The 14,537-nt window shown below is 67.8% G+C and carries 15 protein-coding genes; 4 read left to right on the forward strand and 11 right to left on the reverse strand.

Going from position 1 to position 14,537, the window contains the following annotated elements; translation table 11 throughout:
* Positions 1-375, reverse strand: a 375-nt coding sequence (locus AOK08_RS26150) for a DUF2252 family protein (protein WP_157876793.1), incomplete at its 3' end; no start/stop codon positions are given.
* Between the two features lie 503 nt (positions 376-878).
* On the opposite strand from AOK08_RS26150, the gene AOK08_RS26155 reads away from it, so the two are divergent.
* Complete coding sequence (locus AOK08_RS26155; protein ID WP_055530482.1) at positions 879-1,163, forward strand: hypothetical protein; 285 nt, start codon at positions 879-881, stop codon at positions 1,161-1,163.
* A gap of 28 nt (positions 1,164-1,191) precedes the next feature.
* Here AOK08_RS26155 and AOK08_RS26160 read toward each other — a convergent pair whose 3' ends face one another.
* The 4 genes from AOK08_RS26160 to AOK08_RS26175 form a co-directional block, all read right to left on the reverse strand.
* Positions 1,192-2,574, reverse strand: coding sequence for a chloride channel protein (locus AOK08_RS26160; protein WP_055530484.1), 1,383 nt, complete (start codon positions 2,572-2,574; stop codon positions 1,192-1,194).
* A 182-nt stretch (positions 2,575-2,756) separates the two neighbouring features.
* Positions 2,757-3,434, reverse strand: coding sequence for a potassium channel family protein (locus AOK08_RS26165; RefSeq protein ID WP_079054271.1), 678 nt, complete (start codon positions 3,432-3,434; stop codon positions 2,757-2,759).
* Positions 3,435-3,668: 234 nt separating this feature from the next.
* Positions 3,669-5,060, reverse strand: coding sequence for a glutamate decarboxylase (gad, locus tag AOK08_RS26170; RefSeq protein WP_055530486.1), 1,392 nt, complete (start codon positions 5,058-5,060; stop codon positions 3,669-3,671).
* 421 nt (positions 5,061-5,481) lie between these two features.
* Complete coding sequence (locus tag AOK08_RS26175) at positions 5,482-5,718, reverse strand: hypothetical protein (RefSeq protein WP_055530488.1); 237 nt, start codon at positions 5,716-5,718, stop codon at positions 5,482-5,484.
* A gap of 270 nt (positions 5,719-5,988) precedes the next feature.
* Between AOK08_RS26175 and AOK08_RS26180 the strand changes: the two genes are divergently transcribed.
* From AOK08_RS26180 to AOK08_RS45955, 3 genes are all read left to right on the forward strand, one after another.
* Positions 5,989-6,780 carry a helix-turn-helix domain-containing protein gene (locus AOK08_RS26180; RefSeq protein ID WP_157876794.1) on the forward strand — a complete coding sequence of 264 codons (792 nt, stop codon included), beginning with the start codon at positions 5,989-5,991 and terminating at the stop codon, positions 6,778-6,780.
* A 131-nt stretch (positions 6,781-6,911) separates the two neighbouring features.
* On the forward strand, positions 6,912-7,214 hold the full coding sequence (locus tag AOK08_RS46660) for a PDDEXK family nuclease (RefSeq protein WP_055530491.1): 303 nt from the start codon (positions 6,912-6,914) through the stop codon (positions 7,212-7,214).
* A 37-nt stretch (positions 7,215-7,251) separates the two neighbouring features.
* Positions 7,252-7,851, forward strand: a complete 600-nt coding sequence (locus AOK08_RS45955; protein ID WP_157876795.1) for a hypothetical protein — start codon at positions 7,252-7,254, stop codon at positions 7,849-7,851.
* Positions 7,852-8,107: 256 nt separating this feature from the next.
* On the opposite strand, the gene AOK08_RS26195 is transcribed toward AOK08_RS45955, so the two are convergent.
* The 6 genes from AOK08_RS26195 to AOK08_RS26220 all read right to left on the reverse strand — a co-directional run.
* Positions 8,108-10,438: a M4 family metallopeptidase gene (locus tag AOK08_RS26195; RefSeq protein ID WP_055530495.1), complete on the reverse strand. Its 2,331-nt coding sequence runs from the start codon at positions 10,436-10,438 to the stop codon at positions 8,108-8,110.
* Positions 10,439-11,314: 876 nt separating this feature from the next.
* Positions 11,315-11,740: a DUF7144 family membrane protein gene (locus tag AOK08_RS26200; protein ID WP_055530497.1), complete on the reverse strand. Its 426-nt coding sequence runs from the start codon at positions 11,738-11,740 to the stop codon at positions 11,315-11,317.
* A gap of 329 nt (positions 11,741-12,069) precedes the next feature.
* The gene (locus tag AOK08_RS26205; protein ID WP_055530499.1) at positions 12,070-12,333 is read right to left on the reverse strand and encodes an SHOCT domain-containing protein; all 264 of its coding nucleotides are present in this window, start codon (positions 12,331-12,333) and stop codon (positions 12,070-12,072) included.
* Between the two features lie 34 nt (positions 12,334-12,367).
* The gene (locus AOK08_RS26210; protein WP_241827097.1) at positions 12,368-12,829 is read right to left on the reverse strand and encodes a DUF6325 family protein; all 462 of its coding nucleotides are present in this window, start codon (positions 12,827-12,829) and stop codon (positions 12,368-12,370) included.
* Between the two features lie 195 nt (positions 12,830-13,024).
* Complete coding sequence (locus tag AOK08_RS45960) at positions 13,025-13,204, reverse strand: hypothetical protein (RefSeq protein ID WP_157876796.1); 180 nt, start codon at positions 13,202-13,204, stop codon at positions 13,025-13,027.
* 282 nt (positions 13,205-13,486) lie between these two features.
* Positions 13,487-14,537 (reverse strand): DUF2252 domain-containing protein (locus AOK08_RS26220; protein ID WP_055530502.1); only part of this gene is annotated, 1,051 nt, incomplete at its 5' end.

A 14,537-nucleotide genomic window follows, 5' to 3' on the forward strand; every position in this document is an offset into this window, starting at 1 on the left:
GTTGATGTCGAACATCAGGTGACGTTCCGGCGAGGCCAGCAACCGGAAGTTCAGCATGTGAGCGTCGCCGCAGCACTGCACCCTGAACCCGCTGCGCGGTGTCTCCGCGAGGTCCGCGGCCATGATGGCGGCGGCCCCGCGATAGAAGCGGAACGGCGCCTCACTCATCCTGCCGTAGCGGATCGGCACGAGTTCCGGCACCCGCATCGCGGACTGCTTCTCGATGATCTCCACAGGGTCCGTGCGCTTCGGCGGGGGAATGAACTCGGCGTGGCTGGACCGGGGTACGCCGACCCGCGCGGCCTTGCCACGGGCGACCCGATCCTGCGGGCTGAGGTGCCGTGTCTCGTTGCCGGAGAGATGGTTGTCGTTCATTGCGGACCCTCCACGCTGTGGTGGCCGGCGCACACGGCGTCGGCCATGGCCGACGGAACAGATCGACTGTGCCGATACTCGGAATCAAGCTCGCGCCAACGGCACGGAAGTCGGCCGGCGCGCGGGCCGTGCCGTTGATGTGGAGTGCACAACCGGCCGGGTCTCTGCCACAGCGAACGGTGCTGCTCCGGCCTGCCGAATGACATGGGCCCATCCGTCTACAACCTATCCCCGGACGGTGCTCCCCACGACTTGGGCCGACCTGTCCGCCGCGCGCACAGGGAGCACCCTGGGCATATCTCCACGGACACGCGCCTCCTCAGGCAGGTACGCCTGCTCAGGCCGGTACGCCTGCTCAGGCAGGTACGCGGCAAGGGCCTGCGGTCGGCGTCGGCCGGTGCGTGCGTGGCCGGCGGTCGTCTTGGCGGCGCACCCGATCACGTACGGCGTCCTGTGCCGTTGGCCGGGATGCGAGGTGGTTCGCCCCGTTGGATGGTGGAGTCATGAACCAGCACCACCACCAGTCCCATCGGGCGATCGATATCGACACCCGGCTCGTCACAACCGGTGCCGTGCTCACCGCGACCGGTGCCGCGGTGGCCTGCGCCGGCATGGCCATCGCGGCCTTCGCCGTGCTCACGGCAGGCCGGCGCATGATCCGCGACATGGACGTGGCCCCCACCCACCAGGCGGCCGTGAAGTGGCAGCAGGCCAAGGAGGCGTCCCGGGCGGCCATGCGGGCCTGGCAGTCCGCGTCCGAGTCCCGGAACGGGTCGCTCGCCCGCTAGGGCCAGGGCCTGTCGTCAAATTCCCGTCTCACGACCGCTGCCCCGGCCCGGCTTTCGGATCCTGCCCTGACCCGGCTTTCGGATCCTGCCCCGTCTCCGGGGCGGGAAGGGGTGTCAGCTTCGCCGTCGCGACGTACGAGACCACGACCGCGACGATCACCAGCGGCATGACGGTGAGGCCCTGCGACCCGATCAGCAGCGTGGCGAGCAGGACGGAGACCAGCGGAAGTCTCAGCATCGAGGCACTCATCGCTCCGATACCCATCGCGAACCCCGCGACCAGGCTCAGCCCCGGCAGGTGGGAGAACAGGATGCCGCCCGCCGCTCCCACGAACATCGCGGGAAAGATCGGGCCTCCCCTGAAACTGCTGAGCGACGCGCAGTAGGCAAGGCTCTTGCACAGCACCAGGAACAGCAACGCTCCCACCGAGTACGCGGCGCTGTGCGTGAGGAGTGGATCCAGGGCGTCCTGCCCCGAATACAACACGTCGCCGGCTGCTTTGTCGGTGCCCTCCGCGTACGCGATCGCCAGCCCCGCCACGACCAGGCCCATGACCACCGTGGTCGGCACCCGTCGCCTCTCGACGTGCGTCCGGAGCCGGACGGCGAGCCATCGGATGCCCACGCCCACGAGTGCTGCCGACAGTCCGACGACCAGAGCCCAGCCGAATTCCGCCGCTGTCGGCGTCGTGGCCTTGGGCACGTCGTGAAGTGCCAGCGAGTAGGTGCCCAGCCCGGTCCAGGAACCCAGTCCTACGAAGATGAGTGCGCCGATGCCCGCTGCCAGCAGACCGGGCACCAGCACCAGCGCCAGCATCGGCCCACCCAGCCCGGAGGCTTCCATCAGCAGGAACGCTCCCAGCAGGGGTGACCCCAACAGCGAGCTGATTGCCGCGAAACTGCCCGCCGCGCCCAACACCGCGGTCGCCTGCTCCGGAGGGTCACGCTTGACCATCCGCACGGCGCCGGCGGCGAGCCCGCCGCCGAGCGCCAGCAGGGGCGACTCGGGGCCGAGGACGGCAGCGAAGCAGAGCGTCGCCAGGGCGGCGAAGAAGACGCCGGGCAGCTCGACGGGTGTGGGCACACCGGCGGCCTTGAACCCGGCTGTCGGTTCATGGCCGCCGTGTCCCGGCAGGTACTGAACCGTCAGTCCCACGAGCAGCCCCCCTGCGGCAAGCAGCGGCAGCGGCCACCACGTTGGCGTTCCCTCGAACCCCAGTGACTTGGGCAGATCCGTGTAGATCAATGGCTGAACCTCGCCGACCAGCGCGAGGAAGCCGAACGCCGCGGCGGACACCGGCACGCCGATCAGCGCGGCCATCAACAGAAGCACCAGGTAGGAGCGGCTTCGGAGAAGCGTCATGGGGTCCGGGGGCGACGCGGCCTCGGACCCGGTCGTGGCGACCGGCATGCGTATTGCCTCCTCACGACGGAGACCCGTTGTGGCCTGACCGGCTGCCTTCGGCGAACCCGGAAGGCCCCGCCACTCGCCGCGCCACTCGATGCGAGTGGCGTGGTCCCGAGCTTGGCACGGCATTCCGACGCAGGCATTCAACGCAGCGCGTGGATGTCACTCCGACGCATCAACCTCGGCTACTCGGGCTCTTCCGAGCCCGACGGCTCGCCGGAGACGCCGGAGACGCCGGAGTCGGCGGAGTCGGCGGAGTCGGCGGAGTCGGCGGAGTCGGCGGAGTCGGCGGAGTCGGCGGAGTCGGCGGAGTCGGCGGAGTCGGCGGAGTCGGCGGACCGGGCATCTTCCGCGATCCGGACAGCACTGAGAAGGACCCGCGCGATCAATCCCACCAGAACGACATCGGACAGCATCTGCACCACCGTCACGCCCCGCGCCGTCCCGGTCACGGGGACGATGTCCCCGAAGCCGACCGTGGCGAACACCGTGACGGTGAAATACAAGGCATCACTGCGCCCCAACGTCTCCGAAAAGGAGCCGGCCTGGTTCTCGGACAGCAGCACATACGCCGCCGAGAAGATGATCAGGAAGATCGGCCCGGCGGTGGCAAGCGTCTCGACGGCGCGCAGCCGGGGATACACGGATTTCGTGACGGTCCGGATCTGCCAGGCGATCACGCCCACGAAGAGCACGAGACTTACGGCCAGCGCGATCGCCGTACCGATGTCAAGCCCGTGATCCAGCGGCGCCAGGTAATAGACAACCACCGACAGGACCACGGACACCGCGGATCGGACCGCTGACCGCAGCCGTCGACGGCGCGTCGCGCGGACGCGGTCGGCCTGCCGAGTTCCTTTCATCCCGTCACCATGGGCGCCGTCCAATGCGCCTCCCGCAACTCATTCGGGGGACCTTTCGCAGCGCGGCATCGGGACAGAGCTCCGAGCGAATCCGGACCTCGCCGCCGCACAGCGGCGAGGTCCGGCAACCCGGCAACCGTGCCCGTCCAGTCGCCTGCGGACAGCGGCGTGATGTCCGTGACTCTGCCCGGTGGCCGACTCACCCCGGCCTGCCGACTCACCCCGTCCTGGCCGTCAGTGGTGGAAGCCGGCGCGGCTCGCATCGTGCGGGCGGCCTTCTTCGAGATGCTTGATCGCTTTGCGCATGTCGTTGGCGAGGAGTTCGATTTCGTCGCGGTCGACGCCGTGCCGGACAAGGACCCGCTGGACGACCGTCTCCTGACGGTCCGGCGGCAGCGGGTAGGAGGGCACCTGCCAGCCGCGCATCCGCAACAGGTCGGAGAGGTCATAGAGACTCCAGCTCGACGACGCCGGATCGGTCAGCGTGTACGAGACGGCCGGCAGTGCGCCCGCGCCGTCGTAGAGGAGCGTGAAGGGGCCCATCTCGGTGATCTGGCGGGCCAGATGCTGCGCGGTGTCGGCGCAGGACTGGTAGACCCGCCGATACCCCTCGCGGCCGAGGCGCAGGAACATGAAGTACTGGCTGACAACCTGCCCGCCGGGGCGGGAGAAGTTCAGCGCCAGGGTCGGCATGTCGCCGCCCAGGTAGTCGACGTGGAAGACGAGGTCCTCCGGCAGGGCGGACTTGTCGCGCCACAGCGCCCAGCCCACGCCGAGCGGCGCCATGCCGTACTTGTGGCCGGAGGCATTGATGGAGGCGACTCGGGGCAGCCGGAAGTCCCACTCCAGATCGGCGTGGAGGAACGGCGCGATGAATCCACCGGAGGCCGCGTCGACGTGCAGCGGGACGTCGAGACCCGTCTCCGTTTGCAGGCGGTCGAGCTCGGCCGCGATCTCCGCGACCGGTTCGTAGGTGCACGTGTAGGTGACGCCAAGGATCGCGACGACGCCGATGGTGTTCTCGTCGACGTACTCGCGCAGTTGGTGCGGCTGCAGGCCGGTCGCCCCGGGCTCCACCGGGACCTGGCGCAGCTCCACGTCGAAGTACCGGGCGAACTTCTCCCAGCACACCTGCACCGGGCCGCACACCAGGTTCGGGCGGTCGGTGGACAGTCCGGCGGCGCGCCGGCGGTCGCGCCAGCGCCACTTCAGGGCGAGGCCGCAGAGCAGGGCGGCCTCGCTGGAGCCGGTGGTGGAGCAGCCCATGGCATTGGTGTCGCCGCCGGTGGCGGCCGGGGCGTGCCAGAGGTCGGCGAGGATGTTGACGCAGCGCGACTCGATCTCCGCGGTCTGCGGATACTCGTCCTTGTCGACGATGTTCTTGTCCAGGCACAGGTCCATCAGGCGACGGACCTCGTCGTCCGTCCAGGTGGTGCAGAAGGTGGCCAGGTTCTGGGCGGCGTTGCCGTCCAGGAGCAGTTCGTTGCGCAGCAACTCGAAGACCACGGGCGGCGGCGCGGGGAGCTCCGGCATCGATCGCTTGGGCAGGGGCCTCTCACTCAGCGGGGAGGCGAAGATGTCGACGGCCGGATCGGCCGCCGGCTCCTGAGCGTTGTGCAGAGCCACAAGTCACCTCACGTAGCGGTCTCGGATCTGAATCCGACGTTACGGACTGGGCAGGGGCTCGGCATGAGGACGTAGGCCATCTCAGGCACGACGCGGTGACGACGCCGCCGAGGTGCCGGACACCGGCCATACGGCTTCGATGCCCGGCTCGGGCTCGGAGTTCTCCCGCCCTGCCCCTCCACCACCACCACCACCACCGGGCAGGAGGTACCAGGTAACCCGAGTGGTGAGCGGTCCCGCGACTTCGACGGCTACGGCTACGGCTACGGCTACGGCTACACAGCCCTGGCAGACCGGTCGGGGCGGGTGGCGACGCGCTCGCCGAGCACCGTTCGCTCGACCCGTGTCGACGCGCGGCCGACAGCAGTGGCCTGTCCGTCGCCTTGGCACCCGCGACGGGACCGAGGAGACGCGGTATTCGCTACGCCTCGCTCTCCGCCACGCCGGGCCGCAGATCCGGACTGCCCGGACGGGAGGGCTCGGGCGGTGCGAGCGCGTAGCCGGCAACCAGTCCTCCCACGCCCAGAAGGCAGTCCAGGTAGACCGCCGTCGACTGCGCGGTGCCGTTGAACACCATGATCAGAACGATCCCGGTCACGAGCACGGCAAGAAATGCCATGTAGTGGCGGCGGAGCGACATCCTCAGATCGATCGGCATGCTTGCCCACCTTCCCCTTCTGGTCCTCAGCTTGAGACATCGGTGATTCGACATTCGACCAGCCGTCCCTCCACCCGGTCCAAGGATTCCTGCGCGGTCCGGCATTCTCGGAACGCATCCGAGGATTTCAGGCTTCTTCGGCGGGATTCGGTGATGTTCGGCGGATGCTCGGCGGGTGCTCGGCGAAAGTGGGACGATCACGGTCGTCGGACCTTGCGAGGCTCTTGGAGAGGGACCATGGACGCCCACCCACGCGGCGCGCCGTTACCCGTGCGGCAATTCGCATCGGAGCTGCGCCGGTTGCGCATCGCCAAGGGCAACCTTCAGATAAAAACGATCGCCGCGCGGGCGCAGTGCAGTGCCGCGACGGTCTCCGATGCCCTCAACGGGCGTCGCCTGCCGGGCGAGATGGTCACCCGCCGCCTGGTTGCCGTGCTGGGCGGGGACTGGACCCAGTGGCAGGCTCTGTGGCGTGAGGCCAGGACGGAACTGGACACGCTCAAGCGGGAGGGGCCTGAGGCGCCGGTGGAAGCGCTGCGAGCCGAGATGGTGCGCTACCCGGACCCGCCCTCCTTCTACCGAGCCGCCGCCGACCGGGTCCGGACAGCTCGCCGCGAGATCCGGCTCACCTACGTCCGGCTCCACCCGCCTGGTCACTGGGGAGCGGTGGAAGTGGCCGAGTACTTCAGCACGGTGCTGCAGTGGGCCAGGGACCACTCCGGTGAGGGTGCCAGTGTCCGGCGCATCATCGGTGTTCCTGAACGCGACGGAGCAACGCGGGCGCCCTACTTGAAGTGGCTGCGCGAACACCAGGAGGAAACGACGGACATATACGCCTACGAGGCGCGCGTCATGCCCTGGACCGCCTCCTGCGCCTGGCACAACACCGGCCTCGTGGACGACTCCGTCACCTTTCTGTCCTTCTCCGGTGCCGGCCGTCAACAACTGACGGGATTCAGCGTGGAAGGGCCGGCCTTCCTGGCGTACTTCGCGGACAGCTTCGACCAGGCGTGGGGCGCGCTTGAGCCGCTGGAAGCGTATGTGGCACGCCACCGCCCTTAGCCTCAATACCAGTGACTTCGGCCAGCCTTTCAGGCAGTCGCCGCCGAGTTCGGCGCCCCAGGCCCCTTCGCGGATCGTGTCGCCGGGCTCGATCGCCGCCGTCCAGGCTGACGTGGCCAGGCCGGGCGCGGGTGGTCATCGAGGTGGACGGCAAGCAGCCCTACGCCGAGGGTGACAAGGCTTCACCCCGGCTGTATGCGGAGATGGTGGCGGAGGACCGAGCACTGCGGCTCAAGGGCTATGAGGTGTACCGGTTTGGTGGCTACGAGCTGACCGACAACCCTGATGCTCCGGCCGTGCTGCGGCAGTTCTTCGATGACCTGGAAGCGTTGTATGGGGCTGCGCCTTTGCATCAGCAGGCAGCTCGCCACCCATATATAACGGATCGTAACAACTTGGAAGCAAGGGGTATGACGGTCAGATCATCGCGGTAGAGACAGATCACCACTGTCAACTCGGGGGAGGGGCAACGTGAGTTGGTTGAGTTCCTGGTGGTCCGCACGCAGCAAGGAAGCCAAGATCGCCATAGTCGGGGTTATCGGCACAGCGCTGGCCGCGACTATCGCCGGCGTCTTCGGTTTGTTCTCAGGCGCTTTTGGTGGCCACGACGACACGAACAAGACCGACCCCAAGCCGTCGACCAGCCAAGGCGAACCCCAGCCCAAGCGGTCGGCCAGTCAAGCTGTGTGCGGCGAGGGGGCGGGTTACGACGTTGATCTGAGGCCGCACCGCGAACTTGATGTGGCCACGGACGGCACGCTGAACGCCTTGGTGGGCTGCCGGCTGCGCCCTGGCGACCACCTGGTCTGGATGGTGCAGATCGATGGCGTCAGCAGCCCGCCCCACACCAACTACTACCCGAAGGGCGAACTCGGGAGCGCAGGAAGCTACTCCTACGATGTTCACCTGGGCAATGCGGAGCATGGGTCCGTCCGTAAAACCTATGTCGTCCTTGCGGACGACGAGGCCTACCGCGAGATGATCGATGGCACGGACCCGGAAGGCGTCCTCCTGAAGCTGCCCGACGGCGTGCGCAGGGTGTCCAATCCAGTCACTGTCAAGCGGTGGTGAAGAGCTGGCTTGAGCCCGACCGGGACGCTGCCTGGTCGGGCTCCAGCTGTGTCAGGGCGTTGGATGACGGCCGGCTCGACAGGGGAGTGGCGTCAGTGATTCCTCATGCTGTTTGTCAAGCCGCGTGAGCGGCAGGAGGCACGGCGTCGTTGGCCTCGGTCACGCACACGCCGCCGTCCAGATCCCGAAGGTCCGGACGGCGGCGGGCCGGCATGCGTCAGAGGTCGGCGGATCAGGGTGTCAGGCGGGCAGGGCCTCAGGGGGTCAGACGCCAGCCGACCAGGTACCCGGAGAAGAGGGTCAACTGGTCCTGCATGCGCAGCTTCCAGGTGCCCTTGATCGGTTGGGCGGAGGCGTCGACCGTGAAGGTCTGGTCGATGTTCTCGTTCCAGTCGCCGCTGCGCTTGAGCAGGGAGTAGACGGTGCCGTTGGGGCCGACGAGGTCGACGGCGAGGTCGCCGCGCCAGGGGTGGATGATGTGGACGTAGACCGAGGTCGTCGCGGAGGCGTTGCCCTCGCGGCCGTTGATCGTCACCGGCGACTCCACGGCGGGCCCCCGGTCGGGGATGTCCAGGTAGGTGTTGTTGGTGTAGACGTTGCCGATCTGCCAGCTGAAGGTGTCCGAGACGGTCGACCCGGTGCTGTCGGTCACCTTGACCGTGACGTCGCTGGTGCCGAGCGTGGTCGCGGTGCCGCTGATCAGACCTGTGGGGCTGAGGGTAAGGCCGTCGGGCAGGCCGGTGGCCTCGTAGGTCAGGGCGGCGCCCGTGTTGGTGGTGTAGGCGTCCAGTTGGAGGCTGACGTCCTGGCTGACGCCGCTGATCTGGTCGGCGGTCGGGACGAGGTTGACACCGATGGCTAGGCGGTGGCCGACGTTGATCGCGGCCCAGGCGTCGGCGACGGCGAGATAGGTCGGGCTGTAGGCGCCGAACAGGTCGGCGGCGGCCGACAGGGTGGCGGTGCGGGCACCGGCGTAGTTGGTCGTCGAGACCATGTACGTCGTCAGCGCGCGGTACCAGATCGCGGCGGCGTTCTCGATGCCGATGCCTGTGACCGGACGACCGTCAGCGGTAGGGCTGTCGTAGTTGACGCCGTTGACGGTCCGGGCGCCGCTGCCCTCGGAGAGCAGGTAGAAGAAGTGGTTCGCGGGGCCCGAGGAGTAGTGGACGTCTATGGAGCCCACGCCCGGGCTCCAACTGTCGCGCGACTTACCGTCCTTGGACGGCTTGTCCATGTAACGCAGCGGAGTGCCGTTGCCGTTGATGTCGATCTTCTCGCCGACGAGGTAGTCACCGGGGTCGGCCGGCAGGTTCTCGTGGAACTCCACGGCGGCGGCGAAGATGTCCGAGGTCGCCTCGTTGAGGCCGCCGGACTCGCCGCTGTAGTTCAGGCGCGCGGTGGCGGCCGTGACGCCGTGGGTCATCTCATGGGCGGCCACGTCGAGCGCGGTCAGCGGATGGGTGTTGCCCTTGCCGTCGCCGTACGTCATGCAGAAGCAGGTGTCCTGCCAGAAGGCGTTGACGTAGTTGTTGCCGTAGTGGGCGCGGCTGTAGGCGGCGACACCGTCGTTGCGGATGCCGTTGCGGCCGTACATCTCCTTGTAGTAGTCCCAGGTTGCCGCGGCGCCGAAGGCCACGTCGACACCGGCGGTCTGGCGGTTGGACGGCAGACCGTTGCCCCAGACATCGTTGTCGTCCGTGAACAGGGTGCCGGTGCCCGAGGAGCCCTGGTTGAGGTCGTACGTCTTCTGCCCGGCGCGGTCCGGGTCGACCAACTGGTACGACGATCCGGACAGGGTGGTACCGAGCGGAACCTCGCCGACGTACTGACCGGTGCCGGTACCGGAGCTGGTGCCGGTTCTGGTGCCGGTTCTGGCGCCTGTGCCGTCGGTGTGCACCTGTTCGGCGGCCTGGAGCTGCTTGCCGGAGGCGGCGTCGGTGACGACCTGGAGTTCGCTGGGGGTGCCGTCCTGCTGAACGCCCTTGACGACGGTCTCCCAGGCCAGCACCGGCCTGCCACTGCCGGCCCAGATCACCAGACGGGGCGCCCGCTCCGTCGCGGAACCCTTGACTTCGGCCTGCTTCGAGGCGCCCAGGGCCTTGGCGGCGGCACCGGCAGCCGTGACCTTCGGCGTGAGCGAGGGCACCGCGAGACGGAACGGGTTCGCCTTCGTGACGGTCGTACGGCCACCCTTGCCGCCCTTGCCGCTCTTGTCATGGACGACCAGGTCACCACCCAGGACCGGCAACCCGGCATACGTCCGCTCATAGCGCGTGTGCAGGGTGCCGTCGGCGTCCTTGATCACGTCCTTGACGACGAGCCTCTCCTCGGCACCGAGGCCGATCCGTCGCGCCGTACCGGCCGCCATGGACCGGGCACTCTCGATCAGCGCGGCCCGCCGGGCAGGCGTCAGCGACGACTGGGCCGCGCCCGCCCGGGGGGTAGCGGTGACCTTCGCGGGACCGCCCGGGTTCGCCGGGGCCGCTACGGCCAGGTTGGGAGCGGCCAGGGCGAGCAAGGACCCTACGGCCGTGATGGCCAGGGCGGCGCGTCTGCCGCGTACAAGAGCGCGGTGTCGCAGGGGCAACGGGTTCTCCTTCAAGACGACGGCCGGCCCGAGACGGGGGCCGTGGACGACAAGACGGAACGGCCGGGTGTGCCGGTCCGGAGCGCTGCACGGCGTGCGGGTGCGGGTGCGAGGGAAAGGAGGTGGGGTGCAGTGGTGGGGGGTGTGACGGCTGCTTTTGTGTGGGGGTTCCGTCAAGGGTTGGTGAACTTCCACAGAAGAGTCGCACCAGGGACGCGACCTTGTCATGGAGGCGTCAATGCAACGGCTGGAATCCGCCACGCCTGTCAGGCAATTCAGCCCAGACAGCGACGGTTTTCGGCCTCACCCGGACAGGCTGAGAGGGTCGGGCCGGCGGCGATCGCCGCCGGGTCGAGGTGCGGAACGGGGCGGAACGGGGCGCACCGGATCCTCGTCGTGCACGGCGACCCGGCGGCAATCGTGAACATGGCCGAGCAGGTCGAGCACGTCACCAAGAAGGTGGCCGCGTCGATCGTGGTCTTCGCTTCCTTCCGGAGTTCGGCAACTCCTCGGCCACCGAGAGCGGTTCCCGGCGACCCCCATCGGAAGGCGTGCCCATAGCGTGCCCGTAAGACCGGTCAACCAAGGTGCGATCCTGCACCTCCGGGCACCACGCCCGGCTACATATACCCAGGCCAGGAGGCATTCGGCCGCCGAAGCGCCATAGCCTCCCGGGCTGAGAGTGCGAGTGCGAGTTCGCTTCTCGTCACCCGCTCCATGTTGAAACCCCAGGTCAGCAACCAGCGACCTGGGGTTTGTTTGTTGCATGGTCCAATTCGGGGGTTCCGTGCCCTACCTCCGGTCATAGCCCAGTCAGGTGCGGCACTACGGTGCACGGCAGCCCGCGCTGCCAGGAGGTCTCGTCCATCCTCGGGGCTAGGCTGCGGCGTCGGTTCCCGTACGGGCGCACAGGGCCCAGATGATGAAGCCGTCCACGACGATCAGCGTGATGGCCCAGAACGGATACCAAGGCAGCCACGCGAAGTTGGCGAGCATCGACAGCCCTGCCAGGGTGATGCCAATGATGCGGGCCCACAGTTTTCCGCTGAACAGGGCGACGCCCGCCAGTGTCACCACGATGCCGAGGATGAGGTGCATCCAGCCCCAGCCGGTGAGGCTCCACTGGAAGGTGTAATCGCGAGTGGTGACGAATACGTCGTCCTTCGCGATGGCGGATATTCCCTCGAATATCGCCATGATGCCGCCGAAGATCATCATGATTGCGGCGAATATAGTCCACCCGGATACGACTGCTCTCCCGTGGCCGGCCGTTCGCTGCATTCCTGCAGTGTTGGAAACCATTTCGGACTCCTCTTGACTGACTGCACCACTGGTCGGAACGGCCCGCGATGCGCACGGTTCCAGCCTGCCACGATTCGCGACTCTCGGCAGATCGGCGGAAATTCACATCTGGCCGATCTGCCGAGATGCAGGGGAATCCGAGCAATGGTGCCGCGGTGGAAGTGCGTGGCGTGCCGATAATCGGGCGTGCCCGCTCGGTGAGTCGTTCATCGATTCCGGTCGATTCCGATCGATTCCGGGAAAGGGTGAGAAAGGACCGCCGCGCCAGGTCTTCCGTCAGCCGGCTCCGCGGCTGCGTCCAGTCGCGGTGCTGTCCGCATGACGGGCTGTCACCCGTTGAGGATCTGACGCTTCTGGTCCTCGAACTCCGTTTCCGTCAGCACGCCCTGCTCTTTCAGTTCGCCCAGCTCCTTGAGCGAGGCGATCTTGTCGTCGGTTGACGCTGGTGCGGGCGGAGGCTGAGCGGGCGCGGGCTGTTGGGCGTCCTGCTGGGCCCACCGGCCCGCCTGTCGCCGGGATACGCGGTTCGAGACCGCCGTCGCAGTTCCGGCTACGACGGCGGTGCGGGCGACGCCGCGAATGAGACCTGGCATGTCGCACCTCCTGTGATCTGCATACGGTCCACGGTCAAGTGCCGGCCGTCGCGGCTTCCGCCGAGTCGAGTGCCGCAAGGACGTCCTGTACAGGGATCCTTCCGACGGCCACCAATCGGGCGCCGCCGCGCCTCAAGGCTCGGGCAAAAGGTGCGGCCCAGCGGTTCTCGTACATCGCGATGGCGGCCGTACTGCCCGGGCTGATCGCCTTGGCTGCCTCTTCGATGTCGTCCTGACCCAGAAGTCCGGAGGCGGCGCCTTCGAACACCGCGAGGTTCGTGCTTCCGCCCCGAGTGAGATCCACCATGTCGACCGCCGCGACGGAGCCGTCGGGGTCCTTACGGACGAAAACCAGGTCGAGGATGCGGATCAAGCCCTGGTCGACCAGGTCGACGAGGTACGGAAGGGCCTCGCCGGTGGGACTGTTCCCCGGGTATTCGACCACCAGGTAATCGATAGGGCCCACGTCGTCGAATTCGTCGCTTTCACTTCTCACGACAACTCCTCATGATGCGGATAACTCGGCACCCAGCCCGGACTATTGCTCTGCTGTCCGTGGCCAAGAGGATGAGGCGGCGATAACTGCGCCTCTCTTTCAGTGGACCACCCGAATGGGGGAACCGCATGTCGGCCGAATACGGCGGTTGTCACATACTCCGCCTCGCTCACATTTTCGAGGCCCCTGCCACTCTCAGTTCCGCCGGGACACCGGAACCGCCCTCTCACCCACCAGTTCAAGGTCCGGAGCCGACGGCACGACCGACGCATACGAGCGGATGACGTCGATCGTCTCGACGAGCTGGTCACGCAGCATCTGGCAGAGCACGGCTCGCCCCTCCGAAGTCCAGGCCGGTCCATCCGAATCACTCATACGCACCTCACCTCCTCAGGGCAGCACTGCCCTGAACGTTGTCCGTCATATTCGCCGCCCCGGTCCACGGCCGACGCGTCACCGTCACCCGTCGATCCGTCACCGTCACCGTCACCGTCACCAGAAGGTGCCACAGCTTCGGCCTCTGCCCACCCCAGAAGGTCAGCAACTGGCAGAGGAATACACCCACATGCCCCACACGCCGCTCACTGGCCACCGTGAAAAGCGGCGCGAGGCACACTCGTGCAGCCGTCAGGCCGCTTCGGCCGGACGTGCAAGCCGTCAGGCCGCTTCGGCCGGGACCCGTCCGGCTTGGATGGCGTCGACCAGAGCCTGATGGTCCTTCTCGTTCTGGTCCGCGTACAGCTCGGCGAACGTCGCCAGCGCGCGGTCGAAGACGTCGCCGCCGCCCAGATACGCGGCGATCGCGATCCGGTCCCCGGACCTTGCGTGGGCGCGAGCCAGCGTGGCACCGCACAGCTGGCCGAACAGTCCCATCCTCTTCGGCGACATGTTCTCGGCCACGGCGATGCCCTTCCAGTCCCGCAGCTGGCGTATGTAGAAGTCCCGCTGCCTGCCGTCAATGCCCGTGACCCGTTCCCAGCCCAGGAAGATGTCACTGGTGGCCTGCATCAGCCGTTGACCGGCGACGACGCGCTCGCCCTGCGTCCTGAACTCGCTGCCTCCGACGTAAGGCGCCAGTACCGACTCGTCGGCCTCCTTGGCCTGGAGGAACAGGGGATCCTCGTCGTCCCTGCCGAGCAGCAGGATGATCCAGCAGCGGGTTCCCACACTGCCCACCCCGACAACCTTGCGGGCGATGTCGGCAAGACGGTAGCCCTCCAGCAGGAACCGGCGGTCCGTCGACAGGGTCTGGCCATAGCGCTCGATCAGCCGGCCGATCTCCTGCTCCAGCCTGCCGCGTTCGGCGTCCGGCAGCAGCTCCTGGAGCCGCACCAGCAGCGGTGGATCGGAAGCGATCCGACGCCTGCCGTCGATGACGCGCGTGAGCTTCCCGAAAACCTGAAGCGTGTCATGCTCACGTGCCCGCTCCGTCGCGTGTTCCCAGCGATCGCGCTGCCCGGCGCTCAGCATCGGGCCGAACCGCTCCTCCAACTCGTCCGCGTCGAAGCGGGTGTACCAGACGTCGAGATTGCCCATCCCGGCGTAGGCCCGCATCCGTTCGCGGTACGACCCCACGGCGGCCCGCACCACCGACGACCGCTCCTTGGCGCTGAAGCCGTTCGCCCGGCCCGCGATGACCAGGCTGGCGGACAGCCGCTTGACGTCCCACTCCCACGGACCCGGCAGCGTCTCGTCGAAGTCGTTGATG

The sequence above is a fragment of the Streptomyces graminilatus genome, from assembly GCF_001418565.1.
Lineage (GTDB): Bacteria > Actinomycetota > Actinomycetes > Streptomycetales > Streptomycetaceae > Streptomyces > Streptomyces graminilatus.

Coding starts and splice junctions, on each gene's coding strand:
- AOK08_RS26155 (WP_055530482.1), top strand. CDS start 879: ATGAACCAGCACCACCACCAGTCCCATCGGGCGATCGATATCGACACC.
- AOK08_RS26160 (WP_055530484.1), bottom strand. CDS start 2,574: ATGCCGGTCGCCACGACCGGGTCCGAGGCCGCGTCGCCCCCGGACCCC.
- AOK08_RS26165 (WP_079054271.1), bottom strand. CDS start 3,434: ATGAAAGGAACTCGGCAGGCCGACCGCGTCCGCGCGACGCGCCGTCGA.
- AOK08_RS26175 (WP_055530488.1), bottom strand. CDS start 5,718: ATGCCGATCGATCTGAGGATGTCGCTCCGCCGCCACTACATGGCATTT.
- AOK08_RS26200 (WP_055530497.1), bottom strand. CDS start 11,740: ATGGTTTCCAACACTGCAGGAATGCAGCGAACGGCCGGCCACGGGAGA.
- AOK08_RS26205 (WP_055530499.1), bottom strand. CDS start 12,333: ATGCCAGGTCTCATTCGCGGCGTCGCCCGCACCGCCGTCGTAGCCGGA.
- AOK08_RS45960 (WP_157876796.1), bottom strand. CDS start 13,204: ATGAGTGATTCGGATGGACCGGCCTGGACTTCGGAGGGGCGAGCCGTG.